Below are 20,613 nucleotides of genomic sequence, written 5' to 3' on the forward strand. Positions count from 1 at the left end.
CCTTAGATAAACGCATAAACAAAAATCCCCCCGACAATCAACACATTGCCAATAATTTTACGCCGACTGAGTTTTTCTTTTAGAATCAGCATCCCCAGAATCCCAACATAAATATAGCCGGTTGATTCTAAAACCGGTCCCATTGTTAACGGCACCCCGCGATACGCAAAGGTGGTTAACAACGATGATCCGAAGAAGAAAAAATAGGCCCCGATCACATAGGGGTTTAAATACTCTCGGATGCGACTTTCATAATGAATCATGGCACTTTTTTTGAGAATAACTTGCGAAAGGGAAGCCACTAAAACCGAAAACAAATAGAGCGCATAATAAATCCATTCGTTATTTGTCATCACTTACCACCAAATATATTCCTGAAACAATAATCACCGAACCCAACAGCATCCCCCAGCGCAGCGCTTCTCCAAAAAACAGATATCCCCAGACAATTCCCCACAAAATGGTTATCGCTTTGTTGGCAAAAGCCACCGTTAAGGGAAAGCGTTTGAGTATCTGCTGCCAGAGAATGGCATAAACAAACAATATCAGTAAAAACAACCCATAATAAAGTATAAACGCCCAGGAAAGAAATACTTCTTTGCTGGCCATTTTTGAAAAAACCGATCCGATTGAATATAATAATAAACTTGCATGTAAAAACAAATAGTTTTTTAATCTTAGTGTTCCTCTGTTCTCATCCGATTTACTCATTTTTCTCTCTCATACCTCATTTTTACAAATACTTCCATCATTTTATAGAGTGCGATAACATTAAATGCGATAACCAATGGGTAGGCCCCTGCCAGATACCAATATGAAATGGCTACATAAGCCGAAATATCGGTATAGGCGACACCACCAGCCAGTACAGCCGCACTAAAGAGCAAGGCCGATAAAACCAACCAGCAGTCCATTAGCTGATACTTGTCACGCATTTTTTTTATCAGTACAAAAAACGAAAGCAGGCCATAGACTACCAGCGCCACCATAAAGACCACTTCGCCCAGACTCTGATAAATCGCAGTAATACTGTTCATTAATACAAGTCTGACTTTTACATTCAATGGAATTGGTTCACCCTCTATTCGGGCCGCATTATTTGTAATGTCTTCAAAAAGTAAGATCCCATTCTGTCCATCATCAATACTGTCAACCATACTGGTTTTGACTGCTTTAAACCCGGTGACATACTGAGTTGTTTTTAAAAAAGCGCTGGCCAGTTTTTCGCCATATTCATCCCGCCAGGGAGACATCAAAGCAGATGGCATGGTTGGTCGACGCATAAGCTGGCCACTGTTAAAAGCCGCCTCCAATTCATTGGTCACCGCTTCATAAAAACCATTGGCCGTTTCGGCATCATCATAGTACCCTGAGTTGGAAACCGCTTCCCGCAACGCCCAAAAGAAAAAACCGTCCTCTACCTGTCTTACACTAGCATCTTTTTCGTACCAGGACCATCGATCCAGACTTGATTCCAACTCATTTTTTATACTTTTTAACGATGGGGATACCGCATAAATTTTAGTCATTGTACTTCTGGGAACTGAAGCCCGCTCAATTTCTTCACTCGGTTGCACTGCATAAATGAGTTTTATTGCCTTCGTAAAATTGCTGTCATTGAGCTCATTCGTGGTGTAAATTCCATAATACGCATAATTAATACTGGAAATAATAATCGTCGACACGATTAGAATTCCCAGCGGAACTACTGTAGTCATTCCTTTTTTCAGTTTTTCTTTTATTGATAATTCTTTTTTTAGAATAATCGTTATGCCGGTAATAATAATGACGCCCAGCACCAATGGAATAATCCAGATCCCATCTTCCCGGGTATGCCATAAAGCGGCCAAACCCAGTCCGGCAATAACTGCCCAGACCAGCTGAACTGCCGTTTTTTCAAAGCGGTTTAAATAAACGGCAAACATCCCGCCACTGATGACGAGAACCTGAGCGGCAGTTAAGCTATTTCGATAGACCCGGAGAAAGGTTTCATCGGCAAATGAGATCGGATTAAACAGCAACGCCAAAAAAATTAAATAAAGCGGAAATTCAGTTTTAAACAGTCGTTTGATCCCAAAAACAAAAATTACGCATGCGATGGAATAGATTCCTGGAATTGACAACGAATAGGGGATTCCAAACCAATCATTTGCAACTAAAAAAAGCGGAAAAAACAGCCCCTTAACCAACGTCTTTTCCGAGTATGAACCTAACCACTCTCCCTGAATTAACGAATTGGCCATATTGATCATTAAGCGATCATCGTGTCCGGCTCCGGCATGGGCAAAAAGAGGTATGCCAATGACCAGCAGTTGTTTGACCAGAATAAAACCAATCATGAAAATGACCAACCGGTATTTTTCGATCAATAACCACAGTCTATTCTTTAGGTTTCCTGAACTTTTTGACATCCTCTTTTCACCTCCTCAATTACTTATTATTTTCAATACAAAATAACAGACAACCTAGATCTTTTCTCTAGCCTGTCTGAAACCATCCTATTTTTTTCGTTCAATTTCCAAAATCCCAAGAAAGAAACTGGCAAAAATCAATTCAATACCAATGGCAATCAGCGTAGCCGCCGGAATTGTTATTTTCATTATTGATTCTGGCTGTAGATTGCCAAACGAATTGTTGCCCCAAATAACAAAGGCAATAATCGTCGCCACAATCCCCAGTAAGGTTAACAAAACCCCAATTACAACGCCTTTTTCAACGGTAAACTTTTCCAGGATACCAATGGTTTTCGGACTATTGGGTATAAATCCTGAGCTTAATGCATAGGCTTTGGTAAACATTGAAAATAAACTGATATTAACCCCAACCAGCAATGCTGCCGATCCATACATCATGGTATTGATTCCAAAATTCACATTACCGATTTTTGTGGGCCCGACGCCAATGGCCACCATCATCACCAATCCAATGACTGATAAAATAATGCCAGGATACAAAAATGTCCAATTGGGACTGTACATCATCAAAAATTTAAGATGCCGCCAACCATCCCGCCAACTTCTTAAGTGCGGGGGACGTGACCGACCATCCGGTGATAAGGTCGTTGGCACCTCTATCATTCTTAACTTATGCAAGGTCGCCTGAACAACCATTTCGCTGGCATACTCCATTCCTGTCGTTTGCAACTGAAGACTCTGAATCGCCGCTCGGTTATAGCCCCGAAGCCCACAATGGAAGTCTTTAATGTCACTGGGATAAAAAATCCGCCCGATAAATGATAAGACCGGATTTCCCAAATACTTGTGCAACGGCGGCATCGCCCCTTTTTCAATTCCTCCTTTGAAGCGGTTTCCCATTACCAGTTCATAGCCTTCTCTCAGTTTTTCAAGAAACGGCATCAGGTTTAAAAAATTATAACTATCGTCTGCATCGCCCATGATAACATATCGACCTCGGGCGTTTTCACTCCCACCTCTTAGTGCGCTCCCGTACCCCTTCTGTTCGATATTGACAACACGAGCCCCGTTTCTGATGGCTATTTCCTGAGATCCATCGGTACTGCCATTATCGGCAATGAGCACTTCGCCATCGACATTGTTATCTTCTAAGAAGGACATCGCTTTTTTTATGCAAATCTCCAATGTTTCCGCTTCATTCAGGCACGGCATTAATATCGTTAATTCGATTTCTCTCTCTTCCAATCGCTTTTCCTCTTTATACTTTATATTTTATTACTCACGTTCGCTTATTCCAACGTTGGGAAGACCGCCGTCAACACGATCTGCTTAGGCTTCTTTTCTCCAAATCTCATTCAATAGATTCAAATGCCTTTCAAAATTATGACGATGTTGCTTTTTTAACACCTGCAGAATAACACCACTGAAAAAACTGATAATGGCGATGATCCACAAGGCCGAAATGACAATCAAGGTCGGATATTTGTCGACCAGACCGGTTTCAAAATAATTAATTAAAATGGGCGTAAAAAAGATCCCGCTGATAATCAACAACACTAATGAAAGCATCGAGAAAAACAAATAGGGTTTGGTATCTCTAAATAAGGTTCCAATTGTCATCAACACTTTATACCCATCTGAATAGGTATTGAGTTTTGAGACACTACCTTCTGGTCGGTCCCGATAGTCGATCGGCACTTCAACTATTTTAAAATTGTTGTCCAGGGCAAAAATTGTCATCTCCGTTTCAATTTCAAATCCCTTTGATGTAACCGGAAAGGATTTTACAAACTCTCGGGTGAAGCCCCGAGCTCCGGTCATGATATCTTTTACTTCAGCCTTAAACAAAACATTGATTAATTTTCGTACCAGAACATTCCCTATGTTATGGAAAGGGCGCTTGTTTTCCGTGAAATAGGTCGAGGACAGCCGATCGCCGATGGCCATATCGGCCCGTTTTTGATAAATTTGTTGTTCCAATTCCAACGCAAATTCAGCCGGGTAGGTATCATCTCCATCCGTCATAATATAACAGTCGGCATCAATATCCCGAAACATCGATCGAACCACATTACCTTTCCCCTGTCGATATTCGTAGCGCACAATGGCGCCAGCCTTTCTGGCAATTTCATCAGTCCCATCACTGGAATTGTTGTCATATACATAGATATCAGCATGAGGCATGACTGCCTGATGATCTTTGATTACTTTTTCAATGGTTTTAGATTCGTTATAACAGGGGATTAAAATCGCTGTTTTTTGTCCTTTTTCCATCATTACTCCTTTAATTATAATTTACTGTATATATCTTAAATCCGTTTTCATCTGCTAACTCCGTAAAGCTTACAGCCTCATTTGAAAGTATCGATAAATCCCGTTTTGAGAAAACATAGGTTACCTCTAGTTTTTCCAGATCCATAATATTTAAATTCACTTCAAAAAGATCTGGCGATTTCAGTTCAAAGTGTGTTTCATTACTTGTGTTAATCAGATTGACACTGATATGGGCATAACGGTTATATATTTCCTCTGCTGATCCATCCGGATCCAGTAGATGCCATCTTTCCAGATTCGGATACACATTTGTGGAGTTTATTGTTGGTGCGCCAGCCATTAATGGAAAATTAATCACTGGAAAACCAATTTCCGCTCCCGAATCGACAATCCATAATCCGTTTTCCGTCGTATTGATCTGTTGAATTCTATTGATTAAATTCGTCTGGTAAATCGCATCCAGTCCATTAACAACTGGATTCACAAATAATCCTGCAATAAAAATGATACCAAAGACAATCACCAATAACGTCTTACGGGCCCACTCCTTGTTTCCACTTAAGATGACGTAAAATGATCCAAACAAAAGAAGTAAACTAATCATACTCATTTTCAGATCAAGATAACCGTCATATGTTTTAAACGCCAATAGCGTGATTCCGAGGCTCATGAGCAGTGCACTACCCACTTTAAACCATTTTGAAAACGCACCGTCAAATAAAGCAAGGGCCCGGATCAACAATAAAATATTTATGAATCCTACTGCCAAAAAAGCTCGAACCGGCTTTGAATAACTGAGCAAGGTGATTTTTGCCAACCATTCCGGCCACGGAAACAAACACCATACTATCATCATGGCATTTATTAAAAGCAGCGGGATCAAGAATTTATCCTGCTGCTTTTGTTTTATCACTACCCACGCAGACAAAACAATTCCCAACGGAAAGAAATCAAAATAAACTGCCAGCTCACAGGGATTTGCATACGTCAGTTCCCGTGAAAAAGCAAAAAACAGGTTGCCCGGATATAAAAACAATCGCAACCCCTGGTTTCCCCCGGTTTCAGCACTTCCTCCCGGATAAACCGTATTCATCACCGAGTCAATTGTTCCTCCAGATTTAGACAAAATATAAATCATGCCCAAACTCAATAATAGAATCAAACCAACGCCAATTCCAATATCTTTTTTATTCCAGACAAAATGCTTCCGATTTTCCAGCACAACGCCAATGAATAATGCCAGAAATACATATACCAGTGGTACTTGCCAGGCTGGATAAAAGGTTAAAATATATCCACCGGCACAAATTAACATCACCAAGGCATACAGTGACCGTCGATAGTAATTCTGATTATTCATATACAGGGTGATCATGATCAATGCCAGTTGACCAAAAACCAGCATTTCAACCAGACCGTTGATGGCAAACCACCACTGCACAACGGGAGACCAGGTAACCATCAGGGTATAAATCAAGGCCAGCAATTTACTCTTATTCGTGAGGATCATCCCAAATTCAAAGGATACTAAAAACAAGGCAATGGTTCGACCGATCCAAAAAAATGACAGCCCTTTTGCCGGAGCCAACAGTAAATAACCCCAATGAAATGGTCGAAAAAATATCGCAATATCTCTTACCGGTTGACCATATATGATAAAGGTGTCGGTTAGTGCCCCCCGAATGGTTTCACTGAAATAAGGAAACAAACCCGAATGATTATAATACTGCGACAGCATCATCGGTGTATTAACCGCCCACTCGTCACTACGGATTGCTCTTGATATGCCAATCAATGGTTGTGAAATATTGGTTAAATTAGTTAAATAATTCTGCCAATACAAGATTGATGAGCCATGAATTTCAAAAAAAACAAGGAAAATCCCCAATATCGCCGAAATCCAAAAACGATATCGATAGGCACGGTCGACCAATTTTTCCATTCCGTAATGATTCACCAAAATGCTCAAGCCAATTCCAATACTCATAAAAAAGAATAACCTGACAAAATCGAAAGTCTGAATAATCTGGGCAATTCCTGACCATGATTGGAACGATTCAATCGCAATTTTGTTTTCAATCATTAAAAAAAACAATTCACTGAAACCGGCTAATATTAATGACAAAATTATTAAAATGAAAATATTGATCTTTCTATTTGTTAATATTCCATTCAACTTAATACCCACTCTCAAACACCGCTTTAAATGTCATAAAAAATACTTTGATATCAAACCACAGCGTCCATTTTTCGATATACTCGATATCACACTCGATCCGTTTATGAATCGAAGTATCCCCACGCCAGCCTTGAACCTGAGCCCAACCGGTGATCCCCGGCCGAACATGGTGTTTGATCATATACTTAGGAATTTCGTGTTGAAACTGGGTGACATAATGGGGTCTCTCGGGTCGGGGTCCGACAATACTCATATCCCCTTTAAGTACATTGTAGAACTGTGGCAGTTCATCAATGCTGGTTTTTCGGATAAATGCACCAAATTTTGTTTTACGCGGGTCGTTCTCAGTGGTCCAGCCGATTTCCCCAGGAATGGCGGCATCACAACGCATCGATCTGAATTTGTAAATCCAGAATTCCCTTCGGCCCATCCCCACCCGAATTTGCTTATAGATAATCGGCCCAGGTGATGTTACTTTAACCAGAATTGCCGTAACCAACATAATTGGTGAAACCAGAATTAAAATCAGAATTGAAAGAATAATATCAATTGCTCGTTTGATCCATTTATTCAAGGGCTGATCCAGGGGGATGTAACGGGTATTGATCAATGGAATACCATCCAGTTCATCAAAATAAGCCGTTGTTCCCTGAATCAAGTGAAAATAATCTGGAATAATCTGGGTTTTAACACCCTGGTATTCACAGATATCAATGACTTCATCGATTCGTTTAAAACTGGTATTCGGCAAGGCAATAATGACCTCATCCACCTGATATTCTTCCAGAATTTCATTCATTTCCCGGGTTTTTCCCAGGATCGGGATCCCATCTTTATCGCTTTTGTGATAATAATCATCAACATACCCGGTTACCTTATAACCCAGCTGACGATCTCCAGCGACTTTTGCAGCAAAGGTTTGACCAATACTACCAGCACCAACAATAATAATATACTTGATGTTAAAACCCCGTTCCCGGGCCATTCGGAGAATTTTGCGAATCGATCCCCGCTCCAAAATCATCATCACCGTAGAGGTAATAAAGAAAATCCCCAGCATATACCGTGAAAAATGGATGCTTTTCATGGTAAATAAGGCCGACATTAAAATCGCAATGCCAATAATGTTGGCAAAGACGATTTCCCGGCATTCTTTAAAAAAACGCTGTTTGCGATATGGTTTGTAGAGGCCAAAGAACAGAAAAAGAACAAGATAGAGGGGGATAATGATTGCCAGCAAATCAATATAAGCCCTCAGGTTCATGGTCCGCACGCCATCATCAAAGAAAGGTGAGACAAACCGAATATACCAGGCAAATAAAAGAGACGCTGTCACCACACACAAATCAAACAACACCAATATAAAATTAAAAAAACGCTGATTGCTTTTTATCATGCCTGTCTCCCTTCCCTGTTTTTATTTTCTGCGATTATTTTTTGCTAAGGCCATTTTTTTCATGATTGTCGTTCCTGTAATCACGCACCACCGGGTAAACCGATTATATTTATTCTGATAATGTTTATTATAAAAAATGATCATCGAATCATAAAATGCGGCAATCACTTTGGGATTTCGTTTGCCGATGCCACTGGCTTTTTTGTGATGAAAAATTCGAACTTCCGGATAATACATGACCTGATACCCGGCCTGTTTGATCCGATAACACCAATCGACGTCTTCCCCATACATAAAAAAATCCTCATCCAGCATCCCTACCGTATCGACTACGGCTCTGGGAACCAACATAAACGCCCCCATAATACAATCAATGGAACAGGTTTTATTTTCATCCACATAGGTCAGATTATAGGCCCCAAAACGGGTGCTTTCGGGAAAGGCCAGGTCCAGATTGAGACTGTGATAAAGTCCGTTCATCGGTGTCGGAAAGCTTCGTTTACAGGCCGGATCCAGTTTTCCTGATGGCAGCAATACCTTACAACCCAATGCCCCGATATGTTTGTGATCTTTAATAAAAGCCAGGGCACCTTTTAAGGTATCCAGATCAACAATGGTATCGGAATTGAGCAAGAGTATATAGTCGCCCTTTGCCACCGCCAACCCAATGTTATTGGCCTTTGAAAAGCCCAGGTTTTCGCTGTTTTTGATAATCGTTATTTCTGGAAACTGCTTTTCAATGGCTTCGATGCTGCCATCATCAGAAGCATTATCGACCAGAATAATTTCATAGCACAATCCTCTGGTATTACTTTTTATAATTGAATCAATACAATTTGATGTCAATTCTTCTGTTTTATAATTAACAATAATAATCGATAAATCCATTTTCAGCCTTTCTTAAGCCATTTTGTCTTTCAAAAGACATTATATTTTACCATACCCCCCACAAATATGGAAGGGCCGATCTAAAAACTGTTTTACTTGCCTATTTTATTTTCAACTTGTCTAAATACATTCACTATCAATTGGACTTCAATAAAAAAATAATGCTTCAGATTTCGAAACTGAAAAGGAACCTTCGTCATGATTCGATGCTTTTTCAGACCTTCTTTAATCCCAGCTCGATAATCCTGGCCAAAGCCCCTTTTGGCAAACGTTATGTATTTAACGATAAACCCCAACAATAAAAACGGGCTGTTAACCAGTAATTGAACAAATGGCATGTTTTTATATGCGACATAAATATTATTGCGGGCTGAAATCTGAACCTTGAAGGGACTGTACTTTTGGCCTTCTGCTGTGGTTGCGCTGCCAATATGGTAGCAGATCGCTTTGGGTTCATATCGATTTTTATAACCATTGATCAATGCACGGTATCCGATATCAACGTCCTCCATATAGGCAAAAAAAGCTTCGTCAAACAAGCCAATCTCATTTAGAATCGATCGGCGGTAAATCCCCGCCCCGGCACAACTACTAAAAATTGCTGTTGGCTTATTATGAGCGTTGACCGATTGGCCATCGCCCCGTTTGTATCCCCAGCCCAGAATATTATAAAAATCGCCGGTATCATCGAGCTTATCCCGTTCATAAAAACGAATCATTTTTGAACTCACCGAAAAGGTTCGGGGATTATCATCAATATGCAAATATAAATATTTCACAAAATCAGGATCCGCCACCACATCATTATTTAAAAGCAAACAGTATTTTCCACGACTGGCCAGAATCCCCTGGTTAACCGACTTATCAAAACCCGAATTAACGGGATTTTCCAATAACATTACATTTTCATAATTCTTTATGATATCAACACTCCCGTCACTGGAGCAATCGTCGACAACTATGATTTCCATGTGTCCGAATGTACTAAAACTTTGTACCATCATACTATCCAGACAATTGGCGATAAAATTCTCCCCATTGAAATTTGGTATAATTACTGAAACATCACACTTCATAAAACCTTCCTTTATTCTGTCCATAATCCGTTTTATTATAACATAGGATCTTCCTTTACTAAACAAAAAGAGACCAGGAACTTTTCCCAGTCTCTCTTTTGGGCACTATCTCAATTTGCATTGCTGTAAGGGTTGTGAAAGTCAATCCATATTTCCGGATCGACACAGGCATCATCAGCATTGGCGATTGCTCCAAAATGCAGATGCGGTCCATAGGCATTATCGATATAGGTTCGTTGGGCGTTATAACCAGAGCCCCCGACTGAGCCAATTTTTTGGCCCTTACTTACCGACTGTCCCACACCCACGTTAATTTCCTGCAGATGTCCATAAAAGAAGGAAACACTTTCACCGTAGCGATCAGTGGTGCGGATTCGGACGTAGCGACCATAGCCCATAAAAAAACCGGCTTTTTCGACAATACCATTGCCAACTGCATAGCAGGAGGCATAATAGGGTGCCGGGATATCAACCCCTTCGTGAATATCACCCCAGCGTGGTCCAAACCAATCGGTGGGATCGCTGGGATTGGGTTTATAATTTTTATCCAGCGGATAATTATAAAAACCATATACTGTTGCCGTATTCTGTAAAATCGTTTTACTGGAGTCCTTAACAAAAACCATTTTTCCGTTTTTATCAACCAGGTAAGCATGCGAAATAAACGCATCAACAATAATGTTATAGTTTCGCAGATTAATGTTGGCTTCCCATGTGTGATTGCCAATATAGGTTGCCGGCTCCCAACGCAGATCATCCTGGCCATTTGAACGGCTCCAGGTTGGCATCATGATGGCGGTCACACCGTTTTCACTTCCCACATTCCTGATCCGGATTTTGAAGGTATTATTTAGCACTGCCTTGTCATACTCGATGGTTGGGTTAAGCTTTGGCATTGTAAAAGAAGATCCTGAAATAGTAATTACTTCTCCAGAATTATCCCTTAGATAAGTATGAATGCTGAACGGGCCAGTTTCAAAACCATGATTTTCAATATCCACAGAAGTTTGATACTCTCCATTTGCGCCGATTTCCCCCTGATACCATTTAATCTCATCCTGACCATCTCGTTTTGTCCACACCGCAAAATCGACTCGCTTAATCCCCGGCTTTTTGCTGCAGTTTTGAGTGCTAATGACAAACTTCGATCCATCATTTTCCTGCTGATGTGCCGCAACTTTTAATGGATCTTTTATAAACGGATTGTCACTGATTTTCGTTGTCGCTCCGAGATACTTCTGTTGTCCATTTTTATCGGTAACGTAGACGTGACTGATAAAGGTATCATAGCTTTGTTTATAATCAGCGATATTTATCACCGCTTCCCAGGTATCATTTCCTACATAGGTAGCTTTTTCCCAGCGCAGATCGTCATGACCGTTGATCTGTGTCCAGGTTGGCACAACAACATCGCTGACGCCATAGCGGTTGCTTAGCCCTGAAATACTTACCTTAAAACAATTATTTTTAACATCAGTCGCAGAAATAACCGGCTTTGATTCCGCAAGATCATACTTACTTCCAATAACTTTTAATACTTCGCCCTGCTGTCCATGAATATAGGTATGGATCTGGTAAGTGCCGGTTTCAAATCCATGGTCTTTACTGTCGATGGTGATGCTGTACTCGCCATTTTTCTCGCGGATTCCCTGATACCAATGCAAATCATCCTGAGCATTCCGTGCTGTCCAGGTTGGAAACAAAACCTGGCTAATCCCTGTTTTCCCAGCGCAGCCGATTGTGCTGACAATAAATTGTGTTTTATTTTCTGCCACTTGTGTGACCTTTACTTTTATATCATCAACAGCAAGCGCGGCTGCCAATATTTCTGTCGTTTTCTCAGCTGGCTTTTGATCTGCGTTCACCAAATTCTCATCTGTTTTTATTCTCGAATCAAGCGAATCATCCAAAAGCACCGCGTCCGTTTCAAACTCCGCTTTATTTTGAACCCGTTCCGAGTCAGACTCTTGTGCCGACTTATCTAATTTTAGTTGATTAATAATCAGTATTTCCACAGTCGGATTTTTATTGTTGATTTCCAATTTTCTTTCAATACATTCGTATCCATCAATCGTTTTTATCTGCTTTAGCAGATACAGTCCCTCTGATGTATTCTTTATCTCCGCCCGACCCATTTCATCACTCCTACAGGTTTCGATGATTTCGTTTTTGTCGTTTATAATACTGAATACTGCTTGATCAATTGCTTCGCCCTTTTCATTTTTTACTATGATAACCTGTTTAACAAGGTTATTTGTCTCGTCTGCTCCCTGTACCAGACTTTGACCTGATAAAAAAAGCAGAATAATTATCCCCAGAATGGTCAATGCTTTTATCGAACTTCTCCAGTCAGTGTTTTTTATCATATAGCTCCCCTTTTATAATTACTTTACGTATCATTACCCTATCATTGAATCATTCTCTGCGTCAATACTTTGCTATAAAAAAACAGAGCTGAATTTCTTCAGCTCCCAGACTGTCAAAGAACCCGATTTTCAAACTGAAAATCGGGTTCTTTGCGTGACCGGCCAAAAAAGAAGCCAAGCTTTGGATTTCCAAAGCGCCAGCTTTTTCAAATTCATGGCAGCATATTTAAGCCGAACCCAGCTGGCAACTGAATTCAAGCTCCGGTAAAGCGTATAACGCATGGCGTGTTTCTCTTTGGCATCTGCAAAAACCCGTTCGATGGTCTGGCTTCTGAGTGAGTAAGTTGCTTTTCCAATCGGTGAATGGCGAATATCTTCCGCCATTTCAAGATAATCCTGCCAGACATGTCGGGTCACCGTTTTTTCACAGGATTTGTTCTCTGTACATAAATGTCTGGTTGGACAACGTTCGCAATTAAATGGGATGCTTTTGTATTCTTGGTAACCGTGTCGATTCGTAGTGGCATAATACAAGGTTCGGTTTTCCGGACAAATGACCCAATCATTATATTCATCATAGACATCCTCATAACTTTTGTGATAATTCGGCTTTGTCATGGGGCGTTTGTATAGCACTGAAGGAATTCGGCCGTCATCAAAATTTGTCTTGCAGATCCATGGCGTTTTATAACCGGCATCCGCTGTAATGACCTGGATCTGCGGATAGCGTCCAGTCACTTTCTTATACAGCGCATCAAAGATCTGGCTGTCATGATGGTTTCCTGCAGTTACCACCACATCCCGGACAAAATTATTCTGGTCGCACACAGTATGTGCACCATAGGCAAAACATTTCTTATGTTCGCCTTTATTAAAGACTCCACAATCCGGATCAGTTGTGGATTCTGTCACATTCCGGTCTTCCGGTGGCTTTGTATCATCAAATGGCTTTTTTCCATGATCCTCTCGATCAGCATTGACTTCTTCCAGTAGCTGGTCTTCATATGTTCGAGCCGCTCCCGGAATCGCCTTTTTAATGGGCTTTTTCAGATTGGCATTGGCTTTGATATGCGTGGCATCCACAAAAACCACTTCCGGTTTAAGATAGCCTGCTCTCTCCACCTCATACAGAATCCACGTGAAAATATCTTCAATGACCGATTCTTTGAAACGATGTCTGAAGTTATAGCTCACCGTGGCAAAATGGGGAATGGTCTCATTCAGGGTATAACCCAGAAACCAACGATAGGCGATGTTCATTTCAATGTCTTTAACGGTTTGACGGAGGGAACGGATGCCGTATAAATGCTGAATCAAAGCCATTTTGATCAGCACCACTGGATCCGCGCTGGGACGTCCATTATCAGCACAATATAAGTCTTCCACAAAATCATAAATGTGTGTGAAATCCACCGCTCCATCAATTTTCCTGAGTAAATGATCGGATGGAACCAATAAGTCTGTATTGACAAGTTCAACAACATCTCTTTCCAGTTTTTCCCGTTTTAACACTTTGCCTATCCATCTTTGTCTTTGTTGATTCAATTTTATCAAAAAAAGTCAGCTAAACAAAGCTGACTTTTTTGACAGTCTGAGAACTGAATTTCTTCAGCTCCGTCTTTTTACTAACTAAAACTTTTTCATAATCGCCTTAACCTTACCTGCATAGGTCGTGTCAGCTGCCCAGGTTCCGGCCAGTTCTTCAACTGAAATGGCTTTTAACCGCAATGAATCATTCCATCGCGGATCAACCTTAGTTTGCTTGAGCGCCGCACTGCTGGCATAACATTTCAGATGCTGTACATGTCCTCGAATTCCAGTTTGAAGACCGGTACTGCTACTTCCGTATACTGCTGCGAAATCAAATCCAGGTACGCCGCCAGTGGCTCCCAGCCCAGCAAAATTGAATTGGGAAGCCTTGACATCCCCACCAAACTGAAGATTTCCGGTTTCCAGCATTGCCTGGGCAAAGGCAACCTCAGCTCGAACGCCTTCAGCGTTGCACTCCTGTACATAAAGCTCTGCAAATCGTTCCAGATTAACACCAAGGTCATTATAAAGTTGTGGATAAACACTTCCAGTTCCCTTATAATAAGCTACCAGTTGTGCCGCAGTCACTGTAGAAGTTCCCATAATCGGGGTTTCTACATAACGGACACTCACCGAAGTATTGCCCAGAAATACTGAACGTCCATCGGATTCGACTCCATAGGCATGGATTGAATAATTACCACTGTTCCCATTGTGATTCTTGGCATCTATTATCGCCTGATAACTGCCATCGCTTTGTTTGGTGGCGGTGTACCATTTAATATCATCCTGACCATTTATATCACTCCAGGTTGGAATTAAAATGCTTTTTATTCCATTGGGCGCTGTGATACCGCTCACTGTGGCTGTAATAATATTTTCATTAACTATGGCTTTTACAGTTGAAGCTGTCATTGGTTTTGCCGCCGTAACATTTGCCGTAGTATTCCCCAGCAAGGTCATTCTTCCGCTAACTTCAGTTCCATAAGCATGAATACTATAAGTACCACTGGCATACTTGTGATCTTTAATATCAACTGTGACTACGTAGCTGCCATCACTTTGTTTATCCGCGTTATACCACACCAGATCATCCTGACCATCAATATCGCTCCAAATTGGTACCGAAATCTGTTTGATCCCACCTGGTGCATTAATCCCTTTTATCGTTGCCGTAATCTTATTGCCAGAAACGCTGGCCGTAACACTGGTTGCTGTCATCGGCTGAACTACAATGTTTGCTTTTGCAGCCCCAACAAAGGTCATTTTTCCATTACTGTCTTTTCCGTAGGCATGAAGAATATAGTCACCACTATCGTAATTGTGATCTTTGATATCCAGCGTTATCTTGTAACTGCCATCACTTTGCTTCGTCGCTGTGTACCATTCGATGTCATCCTGACCACCGATTTCGCTCCAGACAGGGATTAACATTTCAGTAATGCCATAAGGAGCCGTAATGCCTTTTATGGTTGCAGTAATTTTTCCGTTTAATACCACTGCGGTGACACTGGTTGCCGTCATTGAATTAACCTTCACTGCCGTTGTCGTGCTACCTAAAAATGTCATTAAACCTGTGTTATCTTTTCCATAAGCATGAATATTATAGATGCCGCCATCATATTTGTGATCTTTGATATCAACGGTGATCTTATAACTACCATCACTTTGTTTAGTCGCAGTGTACCATTTCAAATCATCCTGACCGCCGGTTTCACTCCAAATTGGGATAAATAAATCGGTGATACCACCTGGCGCCTTGATCCCTTTAACGCTAACGGTAATGGTGTTCCCTGTCACGCTTGCTGTCACACTGCTGGCACTCATTTTTTCCTGCACAGATGCATTAACAGTCGCTGTACTTTCACCTAATAAGGTATACTTCCCATAGGAATCCACACCATAACAATGCAATTGGTAATCACCGCTGGTATAACCATGATCTTTTACATCAATGGTCACACTGTAAGATCCATCGCTTTGTTTGGTGGCCGTATACCACTTCAGATCATCCTGACCACAATCATCACTCCAGGTCGGGATATAAATAACCTGCAATCCGTTGGGTGCCGAAACGCCCTTAACCGTCGCTGTAATTTTATCACCACTCACCGTGGTTGTAAAACCGCTGGCTGTCATTGGTGCGGTTGCGGCGCCAAAAATCTCACTGACGCTGGCTAAAACCTGATCCGCCATTTTTTGCTGATTGGTTCCGTCGGCCAATTTCTGCGATTCAGCGTTGTTTGACACAAATCCCGCTTCAATCAAAACTGACGGCATACTTGTTTTTCGGGTATAGGCATCATCCCGTTCCACAATTTTATTACGACTGGGAACATAGGTTAAATTCTTACTGAAATTTGAATTCATCAGGTTTGCCAGCTCTTTGGATTTTAAGGCGATGGTCGGTGGAGTCGCATCGAGATCCGCCAACGACCCATCACTCCATAAACCGGCTTTCTGATAAATCCCATTGTTGTCGACTGATGGATGATAGCTGCTCCAATAGAATTCATAACCGCTGGCTGTCGCCGCCCCGGAATTATGATGTACACTGAGAAATAAATCTGCTCCTAAGCTGTTGGCCGCACTGCATACCGTTGTCGAATTATTTGTAGTCGTCGCCAGCATGGTTGGCAAGCCAGGATTTCCGGGAATCTGATGACTCAATATGGCATTATAACCGCTATTTCGCAAGGTTGTGACAATTTTAATGGCCAAGGCATTATTGAGATCCACTTCCTTAATACCGGTTGTTTTATTAACGGCCCCGGTATCGGTTCCTGACTGATGTCCCGGATTAACCACGATGGTGGTGCTTGCTGCCTCCACGCTCAGACTAAAATACGAAAAAAAGGTCAGCAAGGCCAGAACCATCACCACTCCCAGCGCAATCTGCTTTCTTAAATTTTTTATCTGCGTCATTCTTTTCCTCCTTTCTTTTAAATTTTTCCTGTTGTCATTATATTGATAGTTGTAACGATAATAGCATAAAAATTTTACATCGTCAATTTATTCGTTACATCTTTTGCGTACTTAAGTTAAATCTCATTTTCTTCATCTTCAATTGTTTTACCTTTTACATAACCCACAATATCCACACAAATGGCGTAATTTCCGTCAACCCGGGTTAAATTCCGGTTGTAGTAAGGATCATTCTTGATATAGTTCAACCAGTGATCTTTCATGTATTTGATTTCACTGTTAAAACGCTTGTATTTTGAATAGGTATCTTCAGCCCCTCGGGATTTTGATTCATAGTGATAAAGCTCTACATCATGCAGCCAGACATTGAATTTTCCGGCTTCGTAAAGTTTGAGACAGAAATCCACGTCGTTGAAAGCAACCGTCAATTTTTCTTCGAATCCATTGACCCGGTCAAAATCTTCCCGTTTCACCATCATACAGGCGGCCGTCACGGAGGTATAGTTATTGGTGGTGACCAGTTTTCCAAAATAACCATAATCCCCCCGGGGGAATCCCACATGTCCATGACCGGCAACGCCGCCCATTCCCAATAGAACGCCTGCGTGCTGAATGGTGTTGTCGGGATAATAAAGTTTTGACCCGACTGCCCCAACATGTTCCTGCTGGGCATAACTGACCATTCGTTTCATCCAGCCTTTGGTGATCACGGTGATGTCATTATTTAAAAACAGTAGATATTCGCCTTTCGATTCCTTAACCGCCAGGTTATTTATTTTTGAAAAGTTAAACGGAATATCAATTCGCACAACCTTAAACTGCTGCGGATATTTTCTGCTATAATACTCAAACAGTTTGAAGGTGTCTTCTTTTTCACTGCCGTTATCGGCGACGATAATTTCAAAATTCTCATAGATCGTTTTTTCATAGATGGAATCAATACAGGCTTTTAAGTCAGCAGCATTATCCCGGGTGGGAATAATCACCGATACCAGGCCTGCATTGACAATTTCATACTCAATGTTATAGACGCCTGGGAAGGCTCCATGACTGACCGTCCCTTTTATTCCCCGTCTGTCCAGAGCATCTTCCAGAGACTTAAGGCCAGCTTCGAAGGCATAACCTTTTGAATCCGGGTTGACGGCGGTGGAATTACTGATCATCCGCCAGTGATACAAAATCTTTTGAATATGGAAGATCTGATTCGTTTTTTCGGTGAAACGCAGCACCAGATCGTAATCCTGAGCCCCTTCATAGCCTTTTCTAAAGCCGCCGATCTCATCGATGATGGTTTTGCGGTAGACCCCAAAATGGCAAATGTAATTGGTCGCCAGCAGAATGTCGGGTGCCCAATCGGTTTTAAAAAACGGCTGGCTGCGTTTATTGTCCTCACTTAGCTTATCTTCATCACTGTAAATCAGATCGGCTTCCGGGTGCTCATTTAATAGTTTAACCACTTCGTAGAGGGCAAATTCGGCCAGGGTATCGTCATTATCCAACAGACCCACAAACTCGCCGGTGGCGATCGCCAGGGCTGAGTTGGAGGCCTCTGAAATGTGGCCATTTTCTTCCCGGTAAACCACCTTGATGCGAGAATCCAGCATTTTAAACTCTTCCAGTAATGGTTTTATATGGGCATCCGTCGAATTGTCATCGGCAATGCACAACTCCCAATTTTCGTAATATTGATTTAAAACCGAATCAACGCAGGCCCTGAGCCATTGTTCTTCTACATTATACACCGGCATAACAATGGAAACCTTAGGTTTATATGAAAAACCACTGATTTCTGCCAGAACTTTTTTCCTGTCATAATCTTCATGAACGTCAATCCAAAAATCATAGTTTTCCTGATTCTTATATTTCAGTTCAAACTTGATTTTTCGGATCGTATTTTTTAAGCCGTTGCGACTGAGATAGCCGACGGTTCGGGTTGTCACACCAGCCAATCGTTTGGCATTAAACAGATTCGGCTTTTTTAGATAATCATAATTCTTTTTCAAGTTAATCGGCACAATGCGAATATTCGTGTCATCTGTTAGTTTAAGTTTTAGTTTTTCACCATAAGTGTTTTTATCAAACTCGATAATAAAGCCAACCTTGGCATCATCCGGTAAGGCATACTTGTTATTGACGTCGATTCTGAAATCCCGTTTGAATTGAACCCCGACGGCTTCTCTTCCCAATAAATAAAGTTCGACCGGCTCTTTGGTCTTGGTATTAAAGGCCCAGCCCTGAACCGTGGCACATTGACTCGCTTCATCCTTAACAATTTTGTCGATAAAATATTTAATTTCTTCCTGTTCGATAACTGTTTTCTTTCTCATTCCCATAGCCTTTCTTTTAAACTAAATGATTTCCCATTGATGTTCCATATGAACCAGACCCTCGGTAAAATAATCGGCTACTACCGCAATTACAAAGGCCGCTGTTTCATAGTCCAGATTAACAATGCTCTTGTTGGCAAAAAGTCCAATATCGACCTCGTATTTCCCACCCAGCAGTGGCAGCTTGGGCACGACATAACGGACATGATGGATTCCTTTTGTTTTTGGGATCGTCACCCCATCCAAATGGGTGTTTGGACCAAAAATATATTGGCGGTCGATGGTGTAAAAGGCCACCCCTACTAGTGGTTCACTGGAAAGATCATCATATAGCTCATATTCAATGTCCACGATGAAATCATCAAAGGTATTTATGGTTTCTTTATTACAATGCATGGCCGTGATTTTTCCCAGATGGGCTTCAATTTCGTAGTTATCCTGTAGCTGTTTGCCCTCTTCAAGAGCCTTCTGTTCCATCGATTCTCTGAGCATTTCACTTTCGTACATATCAATGACATGGGTGACCTCATCAAACATCCGCATTTCACCCTGATCAATCCACACCGCTTTGGTACAGAAACGTTTGATCTGTTCCAGGGTGTGGGATACAAAAAGCACTGTTTTTCCCGAGGCCTTGAATTCTTCCATTTTATTGATGCACTTGATCTGGAATTTTGCATCACCAACCGCCAATACCTCATCAACAATCAGTATTTCCGGATCCACGTTAATGGCGGTGGCAAAGGCCAACCGGGCAAACATGCCGCTGGAATAAGTTTTAACCGGCTGATAAATGTACTCCCCAATCTGGGCAAAATTGACAATATCATCCAGCCGTTCATCCATCTCTTCCTTGCTGTAACCCATAATCAGCCCATTGGAATAGATGTTTTCAATTCCGGTATATTCGGGATTAAAGCCGGTTCCCAGTTCCAGCAGGGCGGATACCTTGCCGTCAACAGAAACATTACCTTTGCTCTGGGTTAGTACGCCAGAAATAATCTTCAGTAAAGTCGACTTTCCTGATCCATTCTTACCCACAATCCCAATCGATTCACCCTTTTTAATTTCCAGATTGATATTATTCAGAGCGTAAAATTTATGATGGTATTCTTTTTTCTTAAACAGGCTCATGGATTCTTTTAAGCGATCCATCGGCCGTTGATAGAGCTGATATATTTTTGTAACGTCTTCTATTTTTATTGCCACATCTGACATAATTTCCTCCACTGATCCGT

The 20,613-nt window shown here is 41.4% G+C and carries 14 protein-coding genes; all 14 read right to left on the minus strand.

Annotation, left to right across the window (positions count from 1 at the left end):
• Positions 1-2 precede the first annotated feature (2 nt).
• The 14 genes from ACWI_RS11595 to ACWI_RS11660 all read right to left on the minus strand — a co-directional run bounded on the left by ACWI_RS11595 (position 3) and on the right by ACWI_RS11660 (position 20,593).
• Entirely contained in the window at positions 3-353 is a 351-nt protein-coding gene (locus ACWI_RS11595) for an EamA family transporter (RefSeq protein ID WP_070371603.1), read from the minus strand.
• The gene (locus ACWI_RS11600) at positions 343-711 is read right to left on the minus strand and encodes an EamA family transporter (RefSeq protein WP_070371604.1); all 369 of its coding nucleotides are present in this window, start codon (positions 709-711) and stop codon (positions 343-345) included. The genes ACWI_RS11595 and ACWI_RS11600 overlap by 11 nt, the downstream gene beginning before the upstream one ends.
• Entirely contained in the window at positions 708-2,411 is a 1,704-nt protein-coding gene (locus ACWI_RS11605; RefSeq protein WP_070371605.1) for a hypothetical protein, read from the minus strand. The genes ACWI_RS11600 and ACWI_RS11605 overlap by 4 nt, the downstream gene beginning before the upstream one ends.
• Before the next feature lie 87 nt (positions 2,412-2,498).
• A complete protein-coding gene (locus tag ACWI_RS11610; protein ID WP_175440948.1) occupies positions 2,499-3,659 on the minus strand; it encodes a glycosyltransferase family 2 protein in 1,161 nt (386 codons plus the stop codon).
• A gap of 84 nt (positions 3,660-3,743) precedes the next feature.
• Positions 3,744-4,688, minus strand: a complete 945-nt coding sequence (locus ACWI_RS11615) for a glycosyltransferase family 2 protein (protein WP_139142362.1) — start codon at positions 4,686-4,688, stop codon at positions 3,744-3,746.
• A gap of 10 nt (positions 4,689-4,698) precedes the next feature.
• A complete protein-coding gene (locus ACWI_RS11620) occupies positions 4,699-6,675 on the minus strand; it encodes a DUF7657 domain-containing protein (RefSeq protein WP_139142363.1) in 1,977 nt (658 codons plus the stop codon).
• Positions 6,676-6,865: 190 nt separating this feature from the next.
• Positions 6,866-8,263: an undecaprenyl-phosphate glucose phosphotransferase gene (locus ACWI_RS11625; protein ID WP_070371608.1), complete on the minus strand. Its 1,398-nt coding sequence runs from the start codon at positions 8,261-8,263 to the stop codon at positions 6,866-6,868.
• A 21-nt stretch (positions 8,264-8,284) separates the two neighbouring features.
• Positions 8,285-9,151 carry a glycosyltransferase family 2 protein gene (locus ACWI_RS11630; protein WP_070371609.1) on the minus strand — a complete coding sequence of 289 codons (867 nt, stop codon included), beginning with the start codon at positions 9,149-9,151 and terminating at the stop codon, positions 8,285-8,287.
• A 92-nt stretch (positions 9,152-9,243) separates the two neighbouring features.
• A complete protein-coding gene (locus tag ACWI_RS11635; protein ID WP_070371610.1) occupies positions 9,244-10,227 on the minus strand; it encodes a glycosyltransferase family 2 protein in 984 nt (327 codons plus the stop codon).
• A gap of 110 nt (positions 10,228-10,337) precedes the next feature.
• Positions 10,338-12,593 carry a GBS Bsp-like repeat-containing protein gene (locus ACWI_RS11640; RefSeq protein ID WP_070371611.1) on the minus strand — a complete coding sequence of 752 codons (2,256 nt, stop codon included), beginning with the start codon at positions 12,591-12,593 and terminating at the stop codon, positions 10,338-10,340.
• A 129-nt stretch (positions 12,594-12,722) separates the two neighbouring features.
• Complete coding sequence (locus ACWI_RS11645) at positions 12,723-14,105, minus strand: IS1182 family transposase (protein ID WP_070371612.1); 1,383 nt, start codon at positions 14,103-14,105, stop codon at positions 12,723-12,725.
• 117 nt (positions 14,106-14,222) lie between these two features.
• A complete protein-coding gene (locus tag ACWI_RS11650) occupies positions 14,223-17,048 on the minus strand; it encodes a GBS Bsp-like repeat-containing protein (protein ID WP_070371613.1) in 2,826 nt (941 codons plus the stop codon).
• A gap of 116 nt (positions 17,049-17,164) precedes the next feature.
• Positions 17,165-19,375: a glycosyltransferase family 2 protein gene (locus ACWI_RS11655; RefSeq protein ID WP_070371758.1), complete on the minus strand. Its 2,211-nt coding sequence runs from the start codon at positions 19,373-19,375 to the stop codon at positions 17,165-17,167.
• A 21-nt stretch (positions 19,376-19,396) separates the two neighbouring features.
• Positions 19,397-20,593 (minus strand): ABC transporter ATP-binding protein, encoded by a 1,197-nt coding sequence (locus tag ACWI_RS11660; RefSeq protein WP_070371614.1) that lies wholly within the window; start codon positions 20,591-20,593, stop codon positions 19,397-19,399.
• Positions 20,594-20,613 lie beyond the last annotated feature (20 nt).

This window comes from Acetobacterium wieringae (assembly GCF_001766835.1).
GTDB classification, from domain to species: domain Bacteria; phylum Bacillota; class Clostridia; order Eubacteriales; family Eubacteriaceae; genus Acetobacterium; species Acetobacterium wieringae.